The 22,830-nt window shown below is 74.6% G+C and carries 14 protein-coding genes (1 of these 14 cut by a window edge); 5 read left to right on the top strand and 9 right to left on the bottom strand.

Annotated elements, in window-relative coordinates:
- Positions 1–24: 24 nt before the first annotated feature.
- Positions 25–2,091: an amylo-alpha-1,6-glucosidase gene (locus tag V6U89_RS26410; RefSeq protein WP_334574690.1), complete on the bottom strand. Its 2,067-nt coding sequence runs from the start codon at positions 2,089–2,091 to the stop codon at positions 25–27.
- Positions 2,088–2,462: an SCP2 sterol-binding domain-containing protein gene (locus tag V6U89_RS26405; protein ID WP_334574688.1), complete on the bottom strand. Its 375-nt coding sequence runs from the start codon at positions 2,460–2,462 to the stop codon at positions 2,088–2,090. The genes V6U89_RS26410 and V6U89_RS26405 overlap by 4 nt, the downstream gene beginning before the upstream one ends.
- Positions 2,463–2,624: 162 nt before the next feature.
- Here V6U89_RS26405 and V6U89_RS26400 point away from each other — a divergent pair, with 162 nt between their 5' ends.
- Complete coding sequence (locus V6U89_RS26400) at positions 2,625–3,584, top strand: glycoside hydrolase family 88 protein (RefSeq protein ID WP_334574686.1); 960 nt, start codon at positions 2,625–2,627, stop codon at positions 3,582–3,584.
- 7 nt (positions 3,585–3,591) lie between these two features.
- Here V6U89_RS26400 and V6U89_RS26395 read toward each other — a convergent pair whose 3' ends face one another.
- Complete coding sequence (locus V6U89_RS26395) at positions 3,592–4,101, bottom strand: mycothiol transferase (RefSeq protein WP_334574684.1); 510 nt, start codon at positions 4,099–4,101, stop codon at positions 3,592–3,594.
- A gap of 80 nt (positions 4,102–4,181) precedes the next feature.
- Between V6U89_RS26395 and V6U89_RS26390 the strand changes: the two genes are divergently transcribed.
- Positions 4,182–4,697 carry a 2'-5' RNA ligase family protein gene (locus V6U89_RS26390; protein WP_334574682.1) on the top strand — a complete coding sequence of 172 codons (516 nt, stop codon included), beginning with the start codon at positions 4,182–4,184 and terminating at the stop codon, positions 4,695–4,697.
- Positions 4,698–4,828: 131 nt separating this feature from the next.
- Here the strand turns inward: V6U89_RS26390 and V6U89_RS26385 are convergent, their stop codons facing one another.
- Positions 4,829–5,362, bottom strand: a complete 534-nt coding sequence (locus V6U89_RS26385; protein WP_334574680.1) for a GNAT family N-acetyltransferase — start codon at positions 5,360–5,362, stop codon at positions 4,829–4,831.
- Positions 5,363–5,470: 108 nt separating this feature from the next.
- Between V6U89_RS26385 and V6U89_RS26380 the strand changes: the two genes are divergently transcribed.
- Positions 5,471–5,863 carry an MmcQ/YjbR family DNA-binding protein gene (locus V6U89_RS26380; RefSeq protein ID WP_334574678.1) on the top strand — a complete coding sequence of 131 codons (393 nt, stop codon included), beginning with the start codon at positions 5,471–5,473 and terminating at the stop codon, positions 5,861–5,863.
- 16 nt (positions 5,864–5,879) lie between these two features.
- On the opposite strand, the gene V6U89_RS26375 is transcribed toward V6U89_RS26380, so the two are convergent.
- Complete coding sequence (locus tag V6U89_RS26375; RefSeq protein WP_334574676.1) at positions 5,880–6,335, bottom strand: SRPBCC family protein; 456 nt, start codon at positions 6,333–6,335, stop codon at positions 5,880–5,882.
- 675 nt (positions 6,336–7,010) lie between these two features.
- Between V6U89_RS26375 and V6U89_RS26370 the strand changes: the two genes are divergently transcribed.
- Together V6U89_RS26370 and V6U89_RS26365 are read left to right on the top strand one after the other, a co-directional pair.
- On the top strand, positions 7,011–8,582 hold the full coding sequence (locus tag V6U89_RS26370) for a phenylalanine aminomutase (D-beta-phenylalanine forming) (RefSeq protein ID WP_334574674.1): 1,572 nt from the start codon (positions 7,011–7,013) through the stop codon (positions 8,580–8,582).
- Positions 8,579–9,559, top strand: coding sequence for an ACP S-malonyltransferase (locus V6U89_RS26365; RefSeq protein ID WP_334574673.1), 981 nt, complete (start codon positions 8,579–8,581; stop codon positions 9,557–9,559). Before V6U89_RS26370 ends, V6U89_RS26365 begins: the two co-directional genes overlap by 4 nt.
- A gap of 9 nt (positions 9,560–9,568) precedes the next feature.
- Here V6U89_RS26365 and V6U89_RS26360 read toward each other — a convergent pair whose 3' ends face one another.
- The 4 genes from V6U89_RS26360 to V6U89_RS26345 all read right to left on the bottom strand — a co-directional run.
- A complete protein-coding gene (locus V6U89_RS26360; RefSeq protein ID WP_334574672.1) occupies positions 9,569–11,140 on the bottom strand; it encodes an amino acid adenylation domain-containing protein in 1,572 nt (523 codons plus the stop codon).
- Positions 11,141–11,156: 16 nt separating this feature from the next.
- Positions 11,157–12,059: a proline iminopeptidase-family hydrolase gene (locus V6U89_RS26355; RefSeq protein ID WP_334574671.1), complete on the bottom strand. Its 903-nt coding sequence runs from the start codon at positions 12,057–12,059 to the stop codon at positions 11,157–11,159.
- On the bottom strand, positions 12,059–12,361 hold the full coding sequence (locus tag V6U89_RS26350) for a hypothetical protein (RefSeq protein ID WP_179804074.1): 303 nt from the start codon (positions 12,359–12,361) through the stop codon (positions 12,059–12,061). Before V6U89_RS26350 ends, V6U89_RS26355 begins: the two co-directional genes overlap by 1 nt.
- A 75-nt stretch (positions 12,362–12,436) precedes the next feature.
- A protein-coding gene (locus V6U89_RS26345; RefSeq protein ID WP_334574668.1) for a type I polyketide synthase crosses the window boundary here: on the bottom strand, positions 12,437–22,830 show its 3' portion. It continues 1,375 nt past the right edge of the window; only the last 10,394 of its 11,769 coding nucleotides appear in the window; the start codon falls outside the window, past its right edge; the stop codon is at positions 12,437–12,439.

Below are 22,830 nucleotides of genomic sequence, written 5' to 3'. Positions count from 1 at the left end.
GGTACGCGCGACGCGGTCGCGCGGTCAGCGCAGCCGGGGACGCCGCCCGTTCGCGAGGGCCGAGCGGTCCCGGCCGTACGCGTCGGCGTGGCCCCAGCGCCCGGGGACGTCCAACAGCTCCAGCCGGCCGAAGCCCTGCGGCACGGCCGGGGTGACCAGCAGTTCGTCCCCGCAGGGCCGCAGCCCGAGGATGGTGCCCAGCAGCATCAGCAGCGCCCCGGAGGCCCAGGACTGCGGGCGGCCCGCCATCGGCAACTGGACGGGATACCGGGTGATCTCACGTGGGTAGCCGGCGATCACCTCGGGCACCGGGCCGCCGAGCAGTTCCGCGACCGCGAGGACGCCGGCCGCGACCCGGGCCGCCTCGTCGTCGTGATGGTAGCGGCGCAGGCCGGCGGCGATCAGCGAGTTGTCCGACGGCCAGACGGCGCCGACGTGCGCCCCCACCGGGTTGTACGGCAGCTGCCCCTCGGCCAGCGTCCGCACGCCCCACCCGGTGAACATCTCCGGCCCGAGCAGGTGCTCCGCGACCTGCGCGGAGCGCTCCTCCTCGACGATCCCGCTCCACAGCAGGTGGCCGATGTTGGAGGTGAGCGTCTCGACCGGGGTGCCGTCCGGTTCCAACGCCAGCGCGTAGTGCCCGCGCCGGGGCAGCCAGAAGTCCCGGTTGAACCGCTCCTTGAGCGCCGCCGCCTCCCGCTCCAGCCGGTGGGCGTACGCCGGGTCGCCCCAGAACTCCCGCGCCAGCCGGGCGCCCCGCAGCTTCGCGTCGTACGCGTACCCCTGGAGTTCGCAGGTCGCCCGTGGGTGGCCGGGCTCGCGGCCGTCGCGGTGCACGATCGCGTCGGGCGAGTTCTTCCAGGTCTGGTTGACCAGCCCGTTGCGCGAGTTGCGCCGCTGGTAGCGCAGGTAGCCGTCGCCGGTCAGGTTCCCGTACGCGTCGATCCAGTCCAGCGCCATCCGCGCCGGGTGCTGCAGCTCCCGGGCCAGCGCGGCGTCGCCGGACCAGCGCTCGTACTCGTCGAGCAGCACGATGAAGAGCGGCGTGGTGTCGGCGGCGCCGTAGTAGAGCGCCGTCGGTTCCTCGCCGAAGCCGGCGGACTCGCCGTAGCGCAGCTCGCCGAGGATCTTGCCGGGCTCCTCGTCGTGGTAGTCGTCGAGTCGCCCGCCCTGGAGCAGGGCCAGCAGCCGCAGGGTGGCCGGGGCCAGTTCGGGGGTGAACGGCAGCGTCTGCAAGCAGGTGATCATGGCGTCCCGGCCGTAGAGCGCCATCGCCCACGGCAGGCCGCCCACCGGCACCGGCGCGGGGTAGGACAACGGTGTGTAGCGCAGCGCGGCCACGTCGGTCAGCGCGCCCTCGTAGACGTCGGACAGGACGTCGCGCTCGGCCACCAGGCGCGGTGCCCGACCCAGCCAGTCCCGCAGGTCATGACGCATGTCGTGGTCGACCCGCTGCCGGTGCGTTGCCAGGCTGGCCCGCACGTCCCGGCCGCCCGCGCCGCGGATGATCATGTTGACGTGCAGGTCGGTGACCCACCGCCCGTTCGGGGGCACGGTGATCCGATAGGTGAAGCCACCCTGGTCGACGTGGCCCGGGGCGGTCGTGGAGACCGCCGCCTCCCGGCAGAACCGGTCCCGCTGGTACCGCAACCGAAGCACTCCCTCGTCGGGGAAGGCGGTCGCGGTCGTCCGGCGGGGCCGGGGACTGCGGATCTCCGAGGTGTCCGCGAAGTCGGCGTCGATGTCCATCCGGACGACGAACTCAGCCGGGCCGGCGGAGTGGTTGAGCACCGTGATCCGCTCGTTGAAGCTGTCGTCGATGGAGCGGTACCGGATGATCGAGACGTCCGCGTCGACGTAGTGGCTGGCCGCACCGGGGACCAGGAAGAACTGGGTCTCGAAGTGGCTGATGTCGTCCCGGGACAGGGCGTCCAGCCGCTGACCGTCGACGGTGAGCACCCAGCGGGACAGGAACCGGGTGTCGAACGAGAAGAGCCCGACCGGCGCCCGCGGATCGACCTCCATGTCGCCCTGGGCGTCACTGGCCGCGAAGGCGTTGCCGGCGACGACGTGGACCCGTTCCTGCCTCACCGGCGCAGGCTCTCTCGGGCGACGTCGCGGGGGTGCCGGGCGTCGGCCGGGCCCGGGAAGATCCGCCGCAGGATCAGTAGTAGCCGCATCTCGCCCTGCACGGTCAGCTCGTTGCGCATCAGCGACTGCACCACCTCCGTCCTGCCGTCGGCGAGCCGGCCGAAGACCTCCCGGTCGGCCCGCACCACCAGGTCGGCGTCGTCGGGCGAGCGGGTCACGTCGACACGCTGGTCGTGCACGGTGAGGTACCAGTGCTCTGTGCTGCCCCCGTCGTGCAGGTCGAGCCGGATCGTGCCGGTGAGGGTCTCGGGCAGTTGCGGGCGGCGGCGCGACGTCAGCCGCTCCAGGAAGTCCGCCCCCGACGTCGCCATGGCACCCTCCCCCGTCTGGTCCGCAGCCCGGTGAGCACGATCGCAGCCGTCGGGGTGAGGCCGCCTCACCCGCACCGGGTGAACCGGTCCCTCCCCTCGGAAGCCGGGCAGCCCGGGGGTGCGCCGCCGGATCCCGGGTAGCAGAAGCAGAGGGAGGCGACAATGCGGGAACTGGACGACCCCCGGGTGGGTCGGGTGCTCGCGGCGCTGCTGGCCATGCAGCGGCAGTCGTGGGAGCAGGGGGTGACCGGCCAGGCGCTGCTCGACCTCGGGCTCGACCAGCAGGCGGTGCTGGTCGCCGACGCGGCGGTGACCCGTCAGCACCCCGACGGTCGCCTCGGTGACGTGTCCGGGGAGGACGGCGCGGTCAACGGCGCGGCCTGCGGGGAGGCGCTGCGGCACGCCGTCCGGGCGCACCCCGACGAGCACTGGGCGGCGGCGCTGGACCGGCAGCTCGACTGGCTGCTGACCCGGGCGCCCCGGGCCGGCGACGGCACCCTGTTCCACCTGCTCGGCAACCGGCAGGTCTGGGCGGACACGGTGTACATGGTGGTGCCGTTGCTCGCCCTCTGCGGGCATCCCGGACCGGCGGCGGCCCAGGTCGACGGTCACCGTCGCCGACTGTGCGACGAGCGCAGCGGGCTCTACGCGGCGCGCTGGGACGCCGACCGGGCACGGCTGGACCACCCGCAGCACTGGGGCACCGGCAACGGCTGGGTGGTCGCCGGCATCGCCCGCGCGCTGCGGCTGCGGCCCGACTGGCCGACCGGGCAACGCGAGGAGCTGGCCGGACACGCGCGGACGGTGCTCGACGCCTGCCTGACCCATCGCCGGCCGGACGGGCTCTTCCACGACGTGCTCGACGACCCCGGCAGTTTCGTCGAGGTCAACGTCGCGCAGATGCTGGCGTACGCGGCGCTGACCGGGGTCGCCGACGGCTGGCTGCCGGCCGCGTACCGGGACGTCGGGCGGGACCTGTTGGCCGCCGCGACCCGGCAGGTCGACCGGCACGGGTTGGTCCGGCCGGTCAGCGGTGCGCCGGACTTCACGCGCCCCGGCACCTCCCCGGAGGCGCAGGCGTTCCACCTGCTCGCGTACGCCGCCCTGCGCCGGGCCGGGTGACGGGGGCTCAGCCGGCGCGGAGCAGGCCCCGGACGTAGCCGGCCTGGCCGGCGTGCTGAAGGCCGTCGTCGGCCACGCTGACCAGCCGTACCCCGAGGGTCACCGGCGGGTCCCACGCCTCGTCCACCACCCGGTCCAGGTCCGCCGGCCGCAGCCCGGCCAGGAACGTCCGGGTACGCCCCGCGACCGCGTCGTAGTAGTCGACCAGGGCGCGGGCGCTCTCCGGGCGTACCGAGGCGACCCGCTGCGCGGTGTGGCCGTAGCCGGTGTCGTCGGGGTCGGGGTCCAGCCCGAACCGGGCGGCCCAGTCACCGGCGGTCCACACCTGCTCCGTGCCGAGCAGGTCGGCGACATGGTGGTCCTGGATCCGGGTCAGGTGCCACACCAGCCAGCCGACCGGGTTGGCGCCGGGCGTCGGCGACCGGTGCAGCTCCGCCGGGCTCAGGCCGTCCACCGCCGCGCGCACCAGGTCGGGCAGCCGGTCGTAGATCTCGGTCAGCAGGTCGTTCACGTCCACCGGGCACTCCTTCGCGGGCCGCTGTCTCCCGTCGGGTACCGCCGGCCGGGGCCGGTAAACCCGGCATCTAGGGTGATCACGTGGTCGCGGCGTTGGAGCTGTATCTGGACACCGACGCCACCCGTCGTATCCGGGTCCTCTGGGAGGCGCTGGAGGCCGAGGGCGTACAGAGCATGCGCTCGCTGCTGGAGCAGCGACACCGGCCGCACGTGTCCCTCGCCGTGGCGCCCCGCCTCGACCCGGAGCGGGTGGCCGACGCGCTGCGCGGGACGGTGGTCGCCGCGCCGCTGCGGCTGGGGTTCGACCACGCCGGCCAGTTCGTCGGCCGGGTGCTCTGGCTCGGTGTCACCCCCACCGTCGAGCTCCTGGCCCACCACGCCCTGGTGCACGAGCGGTTGACCCGGGCCGGGATCACCCTGTCCGAGCAGTACCGCCCGGGGCGCTGGGTGCCGCACTGCACCCTGTCCATGCGGGTGCCGAACGTGCTGATGGCCGCCGCCGTCCGGCGGTGCCTGGAGATGCTGCCCCTGGCGGGGACGGTGGTCGCCGCCGCCGTCGCCGACCACGCCCGCAACATCTCCCACCCCCTCCCCTGACCCCCTCCCCGCCGCCCTCCCCCGCCTCCCCGGCGAGTTGATCAAGAGGTTCGCGTCGGGATTCCGCCTCGGGAAGACCAAAACTTCTTGATCACGAGGGGGAGAGGCCGGGCGAGGGGGCGGGGAGGGGGTCAGGAGGGTGGGTCGAAGTGGATCTGGAAGGTGGGGTGGTCGGGTTGGGGGCACGGGTCGCCCCGGTGGCCCAGGCGCTCGTAGAAGGGGGCGGCCCGCTCGTGGTGCGCCTGCCATTCCAGGTGACGTACCCGGCCGGCGGCCCACTCGCGTACCGCCGCCAGCAGTGACCGGCCCACCCCGCCTCGCCGCAGCTCCGGGCGGACGTACAGGTCGTGCAGCCGGGCCGTCCGGTGCTCGTCGCCGCCGCGCAGGTGCGGGCCATGGTCCTGGACGGCGGCGTAGCCGAGCAGGTCACCGCCGGCCTCCGCGCCGAGGATCACCCAGCGCGGGTCGGCGAGCAGACACAGGTACCGGGCCCGGTGCGCCTCGGGCGGCTCGTCAGTGACCCCCATGTCGCGCAGCATCGGCCACAGCGCCGGCCAGTCCGCCGGGGCCAGCGACCGTACGGTGACCGGCACACCCGGCCGTGCCCCGTCGGCCTCGCCGTCCAAGGTGGAGGCCGCCGGCCGTTCCCGCCGCTCACCGTGCACTGTCTCCCCCGTCCGTCGGAGCCGTGGCCGACCGGCAGCACAACACATCGGGACGACAACGCGATGACCCCCTGCCCCCCCGGCCCGCGAAGGTCGTATGGTCGGACCGTGGCCACCTGGGACGAGGTACGTCGGCTCGCGCTCGCCCTGCCGGAGACGACGGAGCGGCCGTCGTACGACGGCGCGCCGGCCTGGCGGGTACGCGACAAGCCGTTCGTGTGGGAGCGGCCGCTGCGCCGGGCGGACCGGGAAGCCCTTGGCGACGCCGCTCCTGACGGTCCGATCCTCGGCGCCCAGCTGCCCGACCTGGGCGCCAAGGAGGCGTTGCTCGCCGACGACCCGGCGATCTACTTCACCACCCCGCACTTCGACGGCTACCCGGCGGTGCTGGTCCGGTTGGACCGGATCACCGTGCCGGAGCTGACCGAGCTGGTCCTGGACGCCTGGTACGCCCGCGCGCCGAAACGCCTCGCCGCGGCCCACCGCGCCGGCGAGGCGTAGGCACACCGGGGAAAGGTCAGCGGCGCCAGTCGCGGAACACGAACCGGTGCACCGCCTTGAGCCCGATCCCGACGGCCAGGGCCCGGGCCCACCGGAACCGACCGCGTACCTCGACCCGGGTGCTGCGGGTGAGCCGGGTCGCCCGGCCGCCGGCCGCCGGTGTCAGCTCGAAGGTGTCGCTCAACGCGCTGACGCACGAGTCGAACGGCAGGTCGGTGCGCTCCATCCGGAACGCCAGCCGGGTCGGCGGCGACCACTCGGTGATCCGCTGGTACACCACACCCTGGTCGGAGACGCACTGCCGGGGCGCGCCCACCGCACCGGGCCCCGCCGGCAGGATGCACTCGACCGGGGTGGGCGTGCCGAGCCGGAACACCGGGCAGCGGGGCGTCGAGGTGATCCGCGAGTCGCAGAGCAGCGGCCAGACCGCCTCCGGCGGCCGGCGTACCAGGGTGGTGGTCCGCACCAGCATCAGCGTCCACCCCCGTCGGTGAGCGGGGCGGGCGCGGCGGCACCTGTCGTATCCATGCCGGTGACGCTACGAACCCGCCGCCGCCGGGGCCTCCCCCGGCGGAGGGAACCGACTCCCCCCAGGCCGGTGTCGCCGCGGTCGTTCGGCGCCATGGTCTTTCACTCGCCGGTCGGCCGGCGTGGCGCGTTGCAGGCACCGCCAAGGTCGGCGCCCGGACCAGTAGGGGTTTCTGCGCCTTTCGAGCTGATGTCGTAGACGACTCAGTCCGATTGGACCGTAGTCGCCGTCACACAAAGGTGATGCTCATCCGCCTGGTGGTGGCCCGCAGCGGCCGAGCGACACCACTTCCAGAACGGAGCGCAACCTCTGCCCGTCGCGGCGTCCACCCCGACAGCGGCTGGTTCGGTTACGTCATCAGCTCTGAAGGGCCGCATGACACCACCCCGCTCCCGCAGCGACTGCGCGGTCTCGCCGGACGCGGGTTAGGGGCCGGTCGCGCCCTTCTAGGGGTACGCCCGGTCTGTTCCAGCCGCGACGGAGGCGGCTTGACTGACCCTGCGCACCCGTCGGGTTCCACGGGACACCTGCTCAGAGGCAGTGCGACACCGCGCTGCCCGATGGTCCCGCCCGACGCGGACAACGCTGACATCCGTCCCGCGGAGGGGGTTCGATCTCGTGGAATTCACTGTGGCAGCCGACCAGTGGGTCCGGCTGGAGCAACTGGAGGCGGCGGCCACGCACTCGGTGCCGGTCGGCCTCGACGACAAGGTCTGGCAGCGCGTGCAGACCTCCCGGGAGACGCTGCAGCGTTTCGTCGACGAGGGCCGGGTCATCTACGGCGTCAACACCAGCATGGGCGGCTTCGTCGACTGGCTGGTGCCGGTCACCATGGCCCAGCAGCTCCAGGAGAACCTGATCAACGCGGTGGCCACCAACGTCGGGCCGCACCTGGACGACCGGACGGTCCGGGCGATCATGCTGTCCCGGATCGTCTCGCTGGCCCGGGGCAATTCGGCGATCTCGCCGGCGAACCTGGAGAAGCTGATCGCCGTGTACAACGCCGGGATCATCCCGTGCGTGCCGGAGAAGGGGTCGCTGGGCACCAGCGGGGACCTCGGCCCGCTCGCCGCGATCGCGCTGGCCTGCGTCGGCCAGTGGCGGGCCCGCTACCGGGGCGAGACCATGCCCGCCGCGGAGGCGCTGCGGCTGGCCGGCATCGCGCCGATGACGCTCAGCTTCAAGGAGGGGCTGGCGCTGATCAACGGCACCTCCGGCATGGTCGGCCTGGGCGGCCTGGTCTTCTCGCAGGCCAGCCGGCTGCTGGAGACGTACCTGACGGTCTCGGCGCTGTCCGTGGAGGGGCTGCGCGGGATGACCAAGCCGTTCGACCCGCGGGTGCACGAGCTGAAGCCGCACAAGGGTCAGCGCGAGATCGCCGCCCGGCTCTGGCGCACCCTGCAGGAGTCCACCCTGGCGGTCAACGAGCAGGAGACCGAGGCGGCGCTGGCCGCCGAGATGGGCTCCTCGGCCAAGGCCGGCTCGCAGCCCATCGAGGACGCGTACTCGATCCGGTGCACGCCGCAGATCCTCGGTCCGGTGCTGGACAGCTTCGTCCGGATCGGCGAGACGCTGGAGGCCGAACTCAACTCGTCCAACGACAACCCGCTGGTGGTGCCGGACGAGAACGACGTCTTCCACAACGGCCACTTCCACGGCCAGTACGTGGCGATGGCGATGGACCACCTGGTCATCTCGCTGACCACCCTGACCAACCTGGCCAACCGGCGGATCGACCGGTTCCTCGACAAGAGCAACAGCAACGGGCTGCCGGCGTTCCTGTGCCGGGAGAACCCCGGCCTGCGGCTCGGCCTGATGGGCGGGCAGTTCATGACCGCCTCGCTGACCGCCGAGACGCGGGCGCTGGCGGTGCCGATGTCCGTGCAGTCGCTGACCAGCACCGGCGACTTCCAGGACATCGTCTCGTTCGGCTTCGTGGCCGCCCGGCGGGCCCGGGAGGTGCTCGCCAACGCCACCTACGTGGTCGCCTTCGAGCTGCTCTGCGCCGCCCAGGCGGTCGACATCCGGGGCAACGAGGGGCTCTCCCCGGTCACCCGTGAGCTCTACGAGCGGACCCGCGAGCTGGTCCCCTACCTCGACCGGGACGTCACCATCACCGACTACGTCGAGGCGATCGCCACCCAGATCCTGGCCGCGCCGCCGGCGTACCGGTCGGAGGTCCTGCTGTGACCGGCCCCGCTCCCGACGGCACCCTGGCCGAGCCCGGCGGTGGGGCCACGGCGGTGGTCTTCCCCGGGATCAGCCCCAGCTCGTTCGCGCAGGTCGGGCGCTTCCTGCTGATCAACCCGGAGGCCCGCCGGCTGACCGCGCAGGCCGACGAGGCCCTCGGCTGGTCGCTGGTGGACCGGTACCGGCAGGCCGAGGGGGGCTACTCGGAGAGCGAGCGGGTGGCGTTCCTGGTGGTCTGCCTGGCGCTGGCGTACTGGGCCGAGGACGCGCTGGACGTCCGGCCCGACATCGTCGTCGGGCCGAGCTTCGGCGGCACGCCGGCGGCCGTCTACGCCGGGGCGCTCAGCTTCCCCGACGCGGTACGGCTCACCGTCGGCTGGAACCGGCACCTGGACGAGTACTTCGCCCACGCGCACAGCGACGTGGTCACCCAGTCCTTCGCCCGGACGCCCCGGGCCCGGCTGGCGGAGATCCTCGGCGAGTTGGACGAGGCCGGCGAGTGGTACGAGACGGCCTGCCACGTCGACGACGACTTCTGGATGCTCTCGGTGCGCCGGCGCCGGCTGGAGTGGCTCCAGGCGGCCGTGCGGGCGCGCGGCGGGCTGCCGCTGTACACGATGAGCCCGCCGATGCACTCGGCCGCGTTCGCCCCGCTGCGGGCCACGGTGGAGCGGGAGCTGGTGGCCGGGCTGCCGTTCACCGACCCGCGACTGCCGATGGTCTCCGACCACGACGGCGCGGTGCTGACCCGGGGCGAGCAGGTGCGCCGGCTGCTGCTGGACGGGATCGTCCGGCAGGTGCGCTGGCCCGGGGCGCTGGGGACGCTGCGCGCCCACGGGGTGTCCCGGCTCTGCGTCTCCGGTCCGGACGGGCTCTGGGGCCGGGTGGACGCGGCGCGGCGGCCGTTCGACGTGCTGACCCTGACCCCGGCGCTCGCGCTGCGGCCCCGGCCGCGGCAGCGGAGCCTGGTGGGATGATCCGGCGGCCTACCGGGCCGCGCGGGCCAGTTCGGCCAGCGCGGTCCGGTTCGCCTTTCCGTTGGCGGTCAGCGGCAGCTCGGTGAGGAAGTGGAACCGCGCCGGGACCATGTACGCCGGCATGGTGCGCCGGCACCGCTCCACCAGCTCGGCCGCGCCGACGGTGGCTCCCGGCCGGGGCACCACGAAGGCGTGCAGGCTCGGCTCGCCGTCGGTCACCGGGGCCGCCACCGCCACCGCCGCGCCGACCGTCGGATGGTCCAGCAGCCGGCGTTCCACCTCGCCCAGCTCGATCCGGTTGCCCCGGATCTTCACCATCGAGTCGGTCCGGCCGCAGAAGTACAGCTCCCCGTCGGCCCCCCGGTACGCCAGGTCGCCGGAGCGGTAGACGAGCTGCCCGGAGCGGGGCTCCAGGGGGTCGGGCACCAGCACCTGCCGGGTGGCCGCCGGGTCGTCCCAGTAGCCGCTGAACAGCGACGGGCAGCGGACGTGGATCTCGCCGACCGCGCCCGGGGCGTCGACCACGCCGCCGTCGGAGTCGACCAGCAGCAGCTCGGCGCCCGGGTAGCCGTCGCCGATGGAGAGCCGCTCGGCGTCGACGGGCAGCGGGTCGGGCACCTCGGCGAAGGAGCAGGCCACCGTCTCGGTGGCGCCGAACGCGTTGACCACCCGCAGTCGCGGGTGCAGCTCGCGCAGCCGGCGCAGCTCCGCGAGGGGGAAGTTCTCGCCGGCGAAGAGGATGCCGCGCAACCGGCCCAGGGCGGCAAGGCCGTCGGGCTCGTGGCGCAGCAACGGCCGCCACAGCGACGGCACGCCGTGCACCACGGTCGCGCCGGCGTCGCGGAGGAAGCCGAGCAGCCGGCGCGGGAAGCTCAGGAACTCGCGGGGCACCGGCGCGAGGGTCGCCCCGCTGCCCAGCGTGACCCCGAGGTCGAACAGCGAGACGTCGAAGGCCAGCGGCGAGGTGCTGGCCACCACGTCGTCGGCGGCCACCACGCCGAAGCGCTGGGCGCCCCGGTAGAAGGCCAGCGCGGCGTGGTGACTGAGCACCACACCCTTGGGCTGCCCGGTGGTCCCGGAGGTGAAGATCAGGTACGCCGGGTCGGTGCCCACCACCGCGCGGCGGCGGCGCTGCCGGGGCTTGCCGGCGGGGGCGACCAGCCCGTCCGGGCTGAACTCGGCGACGGCGGTGCTCGGTGGTAGTTCCCGGGCCGGGCGGCCGGCGGGCCGGAGGTGCAGCACCGGGTCGGTCGCCTCGACGATGGCGCGTACCCGCAGGTCCGGGGTGTCCGGGTCGACCGGCACGAACGCCGCGCCGAGCCGGGAGCAGGCGAGCAGCAGCGCGATGGCGGCGGCGGAGGTCTGCGACTCGATGACGACGCGGTCGCCGGTGCCGACGCCCGCCTCGGCCAGCGCGGTGGCCCGCGCGTCGACCGCGCGGGCCAGCTCGCCGTACGTGACCGTCACCAGCGCACCGCCGGCCCGCTCGATCACCGCCGGCTTGTCCGGAGTGCGGGCGGCGGGGCCGAGTACGAACTGGTCCAGGGTGTCGGCGGGGAACCGCCCGACCGCGTCGGTCATCGATGTCCGTCCTTCGTCACACCTGCGCGACGGTCTTGAGGTAGTCGCCCACCGTCTGGCGGAACCGCTCCGGCTCCTCCAGGTGCGGCACGTGGCTGGAGTCGTCGAACAACTCCCAGCGCGCGTCCGGGATGAGGTCGACGAAGGGCCGGACGGTGGCCGGGGTGGCCTCGTCGTGGCGGCCCGAGATGACCAGGGTGGGCACCGCGATGTCGGCGAGACAGTCGGTGACGCCCCAGTCCTTCAGCGACCCGATGACGTGGAACTCGCTCGGTCCGTTCATCGCGAGGTACACCGTCGGGTCGTTGTAGAGCTCGTAGAAGGAGGCCTGGTAGTCGCGGGGCCACGGGTCGAGCCGGCACAGGTGCCGGTCGTAGAAGACCTTGGTGGCGGCGTGGTACTCGTCGCTGTCGGTGGTGCCCGCCGCCTCGTGGCGGCGCAGCGTGTCGTCGACCCCGGCCGGCAGCGCGGCGCGCAGCTCCGCCATCGCCGCCAGCCACAGCGGGTACGACGCCGGCGCGTCGGCGATGATCAGGCCCTTCAGGCCGGCCGGCGCCGCCGCCGCGTGCTTCGCCACCAGCAGGCCGCCCCAGGAGTGTCCGAACAGGGCGTAGTTGTCGGCGATCCCGAGGTGGCGCAGGAGGTTGTCCAGCTCGTCGAGGAAGAGCTGGACGGTCCAGAACTCGGCCGGCCGGCCCGGCAGGTGGGTGGAACCCCCGTTGCCCAGCTGGTCGTAGTGGACGACGGGGGTGCCGCCGTCGGCGAACACCGACAGGCTGGTCAGGTAGTCGTGGGTGCTGCCGGGGCCGCCGTGCACGACCACCAGCGCGGTGCGTTGCGGCGACAGCTCCCCCGTGACCCGGTACCAGGTCCGGAATTCGCCGAACGGCGCCGTCCCCTTGGTCGTCGGTGCGGTCACTAGACGCGGCGGCCGGTGACCGGGAAGGTACCGAACATGCCCGGCTTGGCCTTGCCGGTCATGGTGTCGCCGTTGACGGTGACGGTGACCTTCATGGTCAGCGGGACCGGCTTTCGGCACTTGATCTTCCACGAGGCGACGTCACCGACCTTCTCACCGTCGATGATGTCGGGGTCGATGACCTGGCCGTTGGCTCGGGCCTTGCCGATCAGCTTCTCGCCCTCCTCGGTCAGTTCGACCCAGAGGCTCTGCTTGCCGAGCGGGCTCTCGATGTCCAGCTGCCAGCTGCCGTCGGTGCTCATCCGTTGCTCCCTATCGTGCGTCGGTCGCTTCCCGTGGCAGACACTATGGATCCCGGCGGGCGGTCCATACCCCTATCAGCCCCTAGGGGTGAGCGTCCCGAGCCACTCCTCGACGACCTCCGCGGCGACCGCCGCCCGGTCCTCGATCATGGTGAAGTGGGTGGCCGCGACGGTGCGGTAGTCGTGCGTCGGCTCCCAGGGCCGGGCCTGCCAGGAGCCGTCGTCGGCCGCGTCGGGCCGGAACGGCTCGGCCGCGCCGACGAAGAGCACCGGCGCCTCGACCGGGTCCAGCCGGAACCGGGGCACCAGGTCGAAGTAGCGGTTCATCCCCGACAGGGCGGCGCTGTTGAGCATCCCGAAGCGGGCGTCGGCCTGGACCAGCCCCACGGTGAGCTGCTCCATCAGGCGGGACTGGTCTCGGTCGTCGGTGTCGACCCGGTAGGTGTCCATCAGCACCACCCCGGCGGGGCGCACCCCCAGACTCCGTTCCAGGTGCCCCGCGGTGGCGTAGGCGAGCGTCCCGCCCGAGGAGTAGCCGATGAGGACGAACGGGCGTCCGGCGGCGGCCCGGACGACGCTCTCGGCGAGCACGTCGACCACCGCGTCCACCGAGTCGGGCAGCCGCTCCCCGGCGACGAAGCCCGGGTTGGTCAGCGAGACCATCGGACGCCGGCCCCGGAACGCGGCGGCCAGCCGGGCGTGCTGGTGCGGGCCGCCGGTGGCCATCGGGGTGCTGATCCCGATGAGTACGGGTGAACCGGGTCCGTCGGCCATGATGACGCCCGGCGGCACCGCCCCGAAGTCGGCGACGGAGGTGAACCGGGGTCGCAGGTCGGCCACCGCCCGCAGCAGGTTGAAGCCCTTGAGCACCTCGTTGCCCAGCACCGCCGCCCGGAACAGCCCGGCCAGGGTGTCCGGCTCGCCGGTCGGCTCCGGGGCGGGCACGCCACCGGCGGCCGGGGCCAGTTCGGCGCGCAGGTGCCGGGCCAGCGCGGCAGGGTTCTTGTTGTCGAACACCGCCATCGGGGCCAGCCGCAGCCCGGTCGCCGCGTTGAGCCGGTTGCGCAGCTCCACCGCGGCGAGCGAGTCGAAGCCCAGTTCGAGGAAGTCCCGCTCGGGGTCGACCGCCTCGGGACCGTCGTGGCCGAGCACGGCGGCGGCGTGGCCGCGTACCAGCTCGGTGACCTGGCGCTCCTGTTCGGCCGGGGGCTGGCCGGCGAGCCGGCGGGCGAACCACTCCGGGTCGACGGCGGCCGCGGCGCTGCGCCGGCGCACCCGGGGCAGCAGGCCACGCAGCAGCGCGGGCGGCTCGTCGGCGCGGGCGCGCAGCGCCGCCACGTCGACCTTCACCGGCACCAGCGTCGCCCGGGGGCTGCGCAGCGCGGTGTCGAGGGCGGCCAGCCCCTCCGGCACGGTCAGCGCGGGCAGGCCCTGCCGGGCCATCCGGTGCAGGTCCGCCTCGGTGAGCCAGGCGCCCAGGCCGACGTCGGTGCCCCAGAGCCCGTAGGCGACCGAGGTGGCGGGCAGGCCGGCCGCGACCCGGTGCTGCGCGAGCGCGTCGAGGAAGACGTTCGCCGTGGCGTACCCGCCCTGCCCGGCGGCGAGCACCAGCCCGCCGGCCGAGGAGAAGAGCACGAACGCGGCCAGACCGGCGTCGCGGGTCAGCTCGTGCAGGTGCCAGGCGGCGTCCACCTTCGGGCGCAGCACCCCGTCGATCCGCTCCGGGGTCAGCGAGCCCACCACTCCGTCGTCCACCACCGCCGCCGCGTGCACCACGGCGGTCAGCGGACGCCGGTCGGGCACGCCGGCGAGCAGCGCGGCGAGCTGGTCGCGGTCGCCCACGTCGCAGGCCACCACGTCGGCGGTGGCGCCGAGCGCGGCCAGGTCGGCGCGGAGCTCGTCCACCCCGGGCGCCGCCGGCCCGCGCCGGCTGGTCAGCAGCAGGTGCCTGATCCCGTACGCCCCGGCGAGGTGCCGGGCCACCAGCGCGCCCAGCCCACCGGTGCCTCCGGTGATCAGCACGGTGCCGTCGGGGTCCAGCCCGGCCGGGGCGTCGGCCGGGGCGTACGGCTCGCGGACCAGGCGAGGCACCAGCACCCGCCCTGAGCGGATCATCAGTTCCGGCTCGTCGGTGGCCAGGGCGGGCCCGAGGGCGTCCCGGGAGGCGGCGGTCCGGTCGGTGTCGAGCAGCACGAAACGGCCGGGGTTCTCCGCCTGGGCGGCCCGGAGCAGGCCCCAGACCGGCGCCTGGGCCAGCGCCACGTCCGCCCCGTCGGCGCCGACCGCGCCCTCGGTGAGCAGGACCAGCCGGGCGGCGGTGAAGCGGGGGTCGGCGAGCCAGCCCTGGACGAGGTCCAGGACCTCGTACACGCAGCCGCGGACGCCGGCCAGGACGTCGGCGTTCGGCTCGCTCCGGTCGGAGCGCCCGTCGGTGGCGGGTGTGGTCTGCGGGCGGGGGACCCGGAAGAGCACCACGCCGGGCGCCGGAAGGCCGGCGTCCACGGCGGCGCCGAGCGCGGCGAGATCCGGGTAACCGGGAAGGCTGCCCTCCCCGCCGGGCGCGGCGAGATCCAGGTCGTTCGCCGGGCCGCCGTCCCCGTCGTGCAGGACGAGATCCCCGTCGTCCGCCGGGCCACCGTTCCGGCCGAGCGCCGGCAGATCCAGGTCGTTCGCCGGCCCGACGGCCCGGCCGAGCGCGTCGAGGTCTGGGTCGGTCGCCGGAACGGCGTCGATGCCGGAAGCGGCAGGGGCCGGGGCGTTCGCCGGACCCGTGTCGGCGCCGGGGATGGCACGGTGAGGGCCCGGCTGGCCGATGAGGGCCCAGCCGGTGCCGGTGGTGGCGCTCGGCAGTTCGGCGGCGGGGGTCCAGGCGAGCCGGTACAGGCCGTCCTGCCGGCCCGGCGCGGCGGCCCGGAGCTGCGCCGCGTCGACCTCCCGCAGGGCGAGGGAGCCGACGGCGGCGACCGGCGCGCCGGAGAGGTCGGCCAGGTCGAGCGAGACCTCGCGGGGGCCGGTCGGGCGGATCGCCACCCGCAGCCCCCGGGCGCCGGTGGCATGCGGGGTGACGGTGTTCCAGGAGAAGGGCAGCATGGTGCCGCCCTGGTCGTCGGCGTCGCCGTCGGCGAGTCCGAGCACGTGCAGCGCGGCGTCGAGCAGGGCCGGATGCAGCACGAACTGCTCGGCTTCGGCGTGCGCGGCGTCCGGCAGGCTGATCTCGGCGTACAGCTCGTCGCCGCGCTGCCAGGCGGCCCGCAACCCCTGGAAGGTGGGCCCGTAGCCGTAGCCGCGCTCGGCCATCCGCTCGTACGCGTCGCCGGTCGGCAGCGGGGTCGCGCCCGGCGGCGGCCAGGCGGTCAGGTCCACGGCGGGCGCCGTGCCACCGGCACCGATCCGGCCGTCGGCGTGTCGGGTCCACGGGTCGGCCTCGCCGGCGCGGGAGTGGACGGTGAGGGACCGGGAACCGCCCTCGTCGGGTGGGCCGACGGCGACCTGGAGGGTGACCGCCGTGTTCTCGGGCAGCATCAGCGGGGCGTGCAGGATCAGCTCCTCGACCACCGGCGCGTCGGTCCGCTCGCCGGCGGCGACCGCCAGCTCGACGAAGCCGGTGCCGGGGAAGAGGACGGTGTCGCCGACCGTGTGGTCGGCGAGCCAGGGCTGGGTGTCGACGGAGAGCCGGCCGGTGAAGAGCACGCCGTCGGTGTCGGCGAGGGTGACCGACGCGCCGAGCAGCGGGTGCTCGGTCGCGGCGAGACCGGCCGGGGTGGCTGCCTCGCTGCCGGGCCGTTCCGGACGCCAGTAGCGCTGCCGCTGGAACGGGTAGGTGGGCAGCTCGACGCGGGTGCCGGTGAGCAGTGCGGTCCAGTCGGCGGTGGTGCCGGTGACGTGCAGCCTGGCCAGGGCGGTCAGGGCCTGCCGCTGTTCGTCGTGTCCCCGCCGCAGGCTGGGGATGATCGTGACGTCGTCGGTGAGGATGCCCTCGATCAGCGGGGTGAGCGCGGCGTCCGGGCCGAGTTCCAGGAACGTGGTCGCTCCCGCCTGGTGCAGGGCGGTGATGCCGTCGGCGAAACGCACTGCCTCACGGACGTGCCGCACCCAGTACTCCGGGTCGGTCAGCTCGCTGGTGGCCAGGGCGCCGGTCAGATTGGACACGACCGGAAGCTGGGGCTCGGTGTAGGTGAGGCTCGCCGCGACGGCCCGGAAGTCGTCGAGCATCGGGGCCATCAGCCCGCTGTGGAACGCGTGACTCACTCGCAGCCGCGTGGTTTTCCGCCCCAGGTTGGTGAAGTGCTCGGCCAGGTGCAGCACGGCGACCTCGGAGCCGGAGATGACCACGGACCGGGGGCCGTTGACGGCGGCGATGTCCACCCCGGCACCTGCCGCCAGACCGCCAGCATCACCCGTGCCGACGCCGACGCCGACGCCGTCGCCGTTGGCATTGGCGTTGGCGGCTGAGTCGTTTACGACATCAGCTCCAAAGGACCCGACCACCACACCCTCACCCGCCAGCGCCGCCCGCACCTCCTCCTCCGACGCCCGCACCGCCACCATCGCCCCACCAGCCGGCAACGCCTGCATCAACCGCCCACGCGCCGCCACCAGACGCGACGCATCCGCCAACGACAACACCCCGGCCACATGCGCGGCAGCCAACTCACCGATCGAGTGCCCGGCCACGAAATCCGGCCGCACACCCCACGACTCCACCAGCCGGAACAGCGCTACCTCGACCGCGAACAACCCCGCCTGCGCATAACCCGTCCGCCGGATCAACTCCTCATCGTCACCCCAGACGACCTCACGCAACGGCCGATCCAGGTGTGCGTCCAGCTCCGCCACCACCGCGTCGAACGCCGCCGCGAACACCGGGAACGCCGCGTGCAACGAGCGACCCATGCCAAGCCGCTGCGCGCCCTGACCGGTGAACAACACCGCCAGCCGACCGGACCGGGCCACCCCCGACAGGACGGTCGCCGACGTCCCGCCGTCGGCCAGGGTGGCCAGCCCGGCGAGGAGTTCGTCGCGGTCGGCGCCCAGCACGGCGGCCCGCTGTTCCAGAGCGGCGCGGCCGGTCGCCAGCGAGTACGCCACGTCCGACGGCCGCAGCTCCGGCCGGCCCGACAGGTGCCGGTGCAGCCGAGCGGCCTGGGCCCGCAGCGCCACCTCGGAGCGGGCGGAGAGCAGCCAGGGCAGCGGTCCCGGCGTCCCGCTGCCCGACTCCGCGGGGGTGGTCGGGGGCGGTGGGGCCTGTTCGAGGATGACGTGGGCGTTGGTGCCGGAGAGTCCGAAGGACGAGATGCCGGCCCGGCGCGGATGCCCGTTCGCCGACCATTCGCGGGGCCGGTTCAGCAGCTCGACCGCGCCGGCGGACCAGTCCACCTGCGGCGAGCGCTCGTCGGCGTGCAGCGTCGGCGGCATCAGTCCGTGCCGCATCGCCTGCACCATCTTGATCACGCCGGCGACACCGGCGGCGGCCTGGGTGTGCCCGAGGTTCGACTTGATCGAACCCAACCACAGTGGCCGATCGGCGGGCCGGTCCTGGCCGTAGGTGGCCAGCAGCGCCTGCGCCTCGATCGGGTCACCCAGGGTCGTACCCGTGCCGTGGGCCTCGACCACGTCGACCTCGGCGGCCGGCACGCCGGCCGACGCCAGGGCGGCCCGGATCACCCGCTGCTGCGACGGGCCGTTCGGGGCGAAGAAGCCGTTCGACGCACCGTCGGAGTTGACCGCCGAGCCACGTACCACGGCGAGCACCGGGTGGCCGAGCCGCTGGGCGTCGGACAGGCGCTCGACCAGCAGGAAACCGGCGCCCTCGGCCCAGCCGGTCCCGTCGGCGCCCGCCCCGAAGGAGCGGCACCGGCCGTCCGGCGAGAGGCCGCGCTGCCGGGAGAACTCGATCAGGATCTCCGGGGTGGCCATCACGGTCACGCCGCCGGCGAGCGCCAGCGAGCACTCGCCCGACCGCAGCGCCTGGACCGCCAGGTGCAACGCCACCAGCGACGACGAGCAGGCGGTGTCCACCGCCACCGCCGGGCCCTCCAGGCCCAGCACGTACGACACCCGGCCGGCCGCCGCACTGCCGCCGGCGGAGCTGCCGTACCCGTAGTCGTGGTACATCAGGCCGGCGAAGACGCCGGTGGGACTGCCCTTGAGCGTGCCCGGACCGATCCCGGCCCGCTCGAACGCCTCCCAGGCACACTCCAGCAGCAACCGCTGCTGAGGGTCCACCGCGTACGCCTCGTTCGGGCTGATGCCGAAGAAGCCGGCGTCGAAGTCGGCGGCGTCGGGCAGGAACCCGCCGGCCCGGGCGTAGCAGCGGCCGGGGCGGCCCGGCTCCGGGTGGTACAGGTCGTCGGCCCAGCCCCTGTCGGTGGGCAGCGGCGCGATCGCGTCCACCCCGTCGGCGACCAGCCGCCACAGCTCCTCGGGCGAGCCGACCCCGCCGGGGAAGCGGCAGCTCATCCCGACGATGGCGATCGGCTCGTCCACCGGGCGCGGCCCGGCCAGGGCGAGGGCGTCGGTCGAGGCACCGCCGAGCAGCGAGTCGAGGTACGCCGCCACGGCGTCGGCGGTCGGGTAGTCGAAGACCAGCGTGGCGGGCAGCCGCAGGTCGGTCGCCGCGCCCAGCGCGTTGCGCAGTTCCACCGCCGACAGCGAGTCGAAGCCCAGCTCGGAGAAGGCGCGGTCCGGCTCCACCGCCTCGGCGGAGTCGTACCCGAGGACGGCGGCGACCTGGGCGCGGACCAGGTCCCGCAGGGCGCGGAGCCGGTCGGGGCCGGACAGGCCGGCGAACCGCCCGGCGGCGGCCGGGGTGTCGGTGGCCCGGCGCAACCGCCGGGGCGTCCGGACCAGGGCGCGCAGCAGCGCGGGAATGCCGGCGTCGGTGCGCACGGCGGCCGGGTCGATCCGCAGCGGCACGAGGGTGACCGGCCGGTCCCGCAGGGCGGTGTCGAACGCGGCCAGCCCGTCGGCCTCGGTGAGCGCGGGGAAGCCCTGGCGGGCCATCCGTTCCAGGTCGGCGTCGCTGAGCACGGCACCCAGTCCCGCGTCGGTACCCCACAGCCCGTACGCCAGCGATGTCGCCGGCAGCCCCTGCGCGGCCCGGTGCTCGGCGAGCGCGTCGAGGAAGACGTTCGCCGCCGCGTAGCCGGCCTGGCCGGCGGCGAGCACCAGCCCGCCCGCGGAGGAGAAGAGCACGAACGCGGACAGGTCCGCCTCGCGGGTCAGCTCGTGCAGGTGCCAGGCACCGTCCACCTTGGGCGCGAGGGTGGCCGCGAGCCGTTCCGGGGTGAGCGTGGCGGCCACGCCGTTGTCGGCGACCCCGGCGGCGTGCACCACGATCCGCAGCGGATGGGCGGCGGGGATGTCGGCCAGCAGGGTGGCCAGGGTCTCCCGGTCGGCGGCGTCGCAGGCCGCGACGCGTACCGTCGCGCCGAGCGCGGTCAGGTCGCTGACCAGCGCGTCCACGCCGGGGGCGGCCGGCCCGCGTCGACTGGTGAGCACCAGGTGGCGGACGCCGTGGTCGGTGACCAGGTGCCGCGCGATCAACGCGCCGAGCCCGCCGGTGCCCCCGGTGACCAGCGCCGTGCCGGCATCCGTCGCGGTGTCGGCGGGGACGGCGGCGTCGGAGGCGGGGGCGGCGGCGTCGGAGGCCGGCACGAGCCGGGGCACGAACAGGCGGCCCGCGCGCAGCGCCAGCTCGGGCTCCCCCGCCGCGAGGGCCGCCGGCAGCGCGGCCCAGGACTCCGGCCGGCCGTCGGTGTCGGCGAGGACGAACCGCTCCGGGTTCTCCGCCTGCGCCGCCCGGACCAGACCCCAGACCGGCGCCTGGTCCAGCGCCACCCGGTCGTCGGGGCCGGTGACCACGGCCTTCCGGGTGAGCAGCACCAGCCGCGAGTCGGCGAGCCGGTCGTCGGCAAGCCAGGCCCGCACGGCCGCCAGCGCCGCCCCGGTCACCTCCCGGACCGCCGCCGGCACGTCGCCGTCGCCGGCCGCGAGCGGCAGCAGCACCACCTCCGGTACGGCGTCCGCCGCGCCGACCGCGTCCAGATCGGCGTACGACGGCACCCCCGGCACCGCGACGGCGTCGCCGACCACCGCCCAGCGGGACGGGTCCGGCGCCCCGTCCGGGGTGGCCGCCGACTGCCACCGCACCCGGTGCAGCACCTGGTCGCGGCCGGCCCGGACACCGTCGAGTTGCGCGGCGGAAACCGGCCGGGACACCAGCGACCCGACAGTGAGCACCGGCTGCCCGGACGGGTCGGCGACGGTGAGGGTGACACTGTCCGGGCCGGTGGGCGCCATCCGCAGCCGCAGCGCGGTGGCGCCGACGGCGTGCCGGGAGACGCCGTTCCAGGCGAACGGCAGCAGCGTCGCCCCGGAACCGTCGTGGTCCTGGAGCAGGGAGGCGTGCATGGCGGCGTCGAGCAGCGCCGGGTGCAGGCCGAACCGGGTCGCGTCCGGGTGCGCCTCGTCGGGCAGGGCCACCTCCGCGTACAGCTCGTCGCCGCGTTCCCAGGCGGCCCGCAGCCCCTGGAACGTCGGCCCGTACGCGTACCCCCGCCCGCGCAACCGCTCGTACGCGCCCTCGGTGGCCAGCGGGGTCGCGCCCGGCGGCGGCCACGCGGTCAGGTCGACGGACGGCTCGGCGGCGTCGGCGACGAGCAGCCCGTCGGCGTGCAGTGCCCAACGGCCGCCGGGGGCCCGGGAGTAGACGCCGACGGTACGACGCCCGGCGCTGTCGGGGTCGCCGACGACCACCTGCACCATGACGTCGCCGCGTTCGGGCAGTACCAGCGGCGCGGTGAGGGTCAGCTCGTCGAGGCGGTGGCAGCCGGCCTCCTCGCCGCCGCGCAGGGCGAGTTCGACCAGGCCGGTGCCGGGCAGCAGCACGGTGCCGAGCACGTCGTGGTCGGCGAGCCAGGGCTGCGCCTGCCGGGACAGCCGGCCGGTGAGGACGAGGCCGTCGGCCTGGGCGGTGGCCACGGCGGCCCGCAGCAGCGGATGGTCGACGGGGGTCAGGCCGAGCGCGGCCGGGTCGTCGCCGAGCGCGCCGGCCAGCCAGGATTCGGCGAGGTAGTCGAGGGTGTGCAGCCAGTACCGCTGCCGCTGGAACGGGTACGTGGGCAGGTCGACCGTGCGACCGGTCTGCGGGAGCAGTGCGGTCCAGTCGACGGTGGTGCCGGTGACGTGCAGCCTGGCCAGGGCGGTCAGGGCCTGCCGCTGTTCGTCGTGTCCCCGCCGCAGGCTGGGGATGATCGTGACGTCGTCGGTGAGGATGCCCTCGATCAGCGGGGTGAGCGCGGCGTCCGGGCCGAGTTCCAGGAACGTGGTCGCTCCCGCCTGGTGCAGGGCGGTGATGCCGTCGGCGAAACGCACTGCCTCACGGACGTGCCGCACCCAGTACTCCGGGTCGGTCAGCTCGCTGGTGGCCAGGGCGCCGGACAGGTTCGACACGACCGGGAGCTGCGGCTCGGCGTAGGTCAGCCCCGCCGCGACGGCCCGGAAGTCGTCGAGCATCGGGTCCATCAACCCGCTGTGGAACGCGTGGCTGACCCGCAGGCGGGTGGTCTTTCGACCCAGCGTGGCGAAGTGCTCGGCCACGTGCAGCACGGCGGCTTCGGGGCCGGAGATGACCACCGACCGGGGGCCGTTGACCGCCGCGATGTTCACAGCAGCATTCGCCACCGAGTCGGTGCCGGTGGCGGTGGCGGTGCCGGTGGGGGCTGAGTCGTTTACGACATCAGCTCCAAAGGATCCAACCACCGCACCCTCACCCGCCAGCGCCGCCCGCACCTCCTCCTCCGACGCCCGCACCGCCACCATCGCCCCACCAGCCGGCAACGCCTGCATCAACCGACCCCGCGCCGCCACCAGACGCGACGCATCCGCCAGCGACAACACCCCGGCCACATGCGCGGCAGCCAACTCACCGATCGAGTGCCCGGCGACGAAGTCCGGCCGCACACCCCACGACTCCACCAGCCGGAACAGGGCTACCTCGACCGCGAACAAGCCGGCCTGCGCATAACCCGTCCGCCGGATCAACTCCTCATCGTCACCCCAGACAACCTCACGCAACGGCCGATCCAGGTGCGCGTCCAGCTCGGCCACCACCGCGTCGAAGGCCCCCGCGAACACCGGGAACGCCGCGTGCAACGAGCGACCCATGCCAAGCCGCTGAGCGCCCTGACCGGTGAACAACACCGCCAGCCGACCGGACCGGGCCACCCCGGAGACGGCGTGCGGCGCCCGCTCCCCGGCCGCCACCGCCGCCAGCCCGGCGGACAGCTCGGCCGGGTCCGCGCCCAGCACCACCGCCCGGTGGCCGAACGTCGCCCGACCGGTGACCAGGGTTCGGGCCGCGGCGCCCAGCTCCACCGGCGCGAGATGCGCGGCGACGCCGGCGAAGCGGTCCGCGAGTTCGCGTAGCGCCGGGTCGGACTTCGCCGACAGCACCCAGGGCACCAGCG

Source organism: Micromonospora sp. CPCC 206171 (genome assembly GCF_036906755.1).
Taxonomy (GTDB): Bacteria; Actinomycetota; Actinomycetes; order Mycobacteriales; family Micromonosporaceae; genus Micromonospora; species Micromonospora purpureochromogenes.
This window is presented reverse-complemented; position numbering and strand designations above follow the sequence as displayed.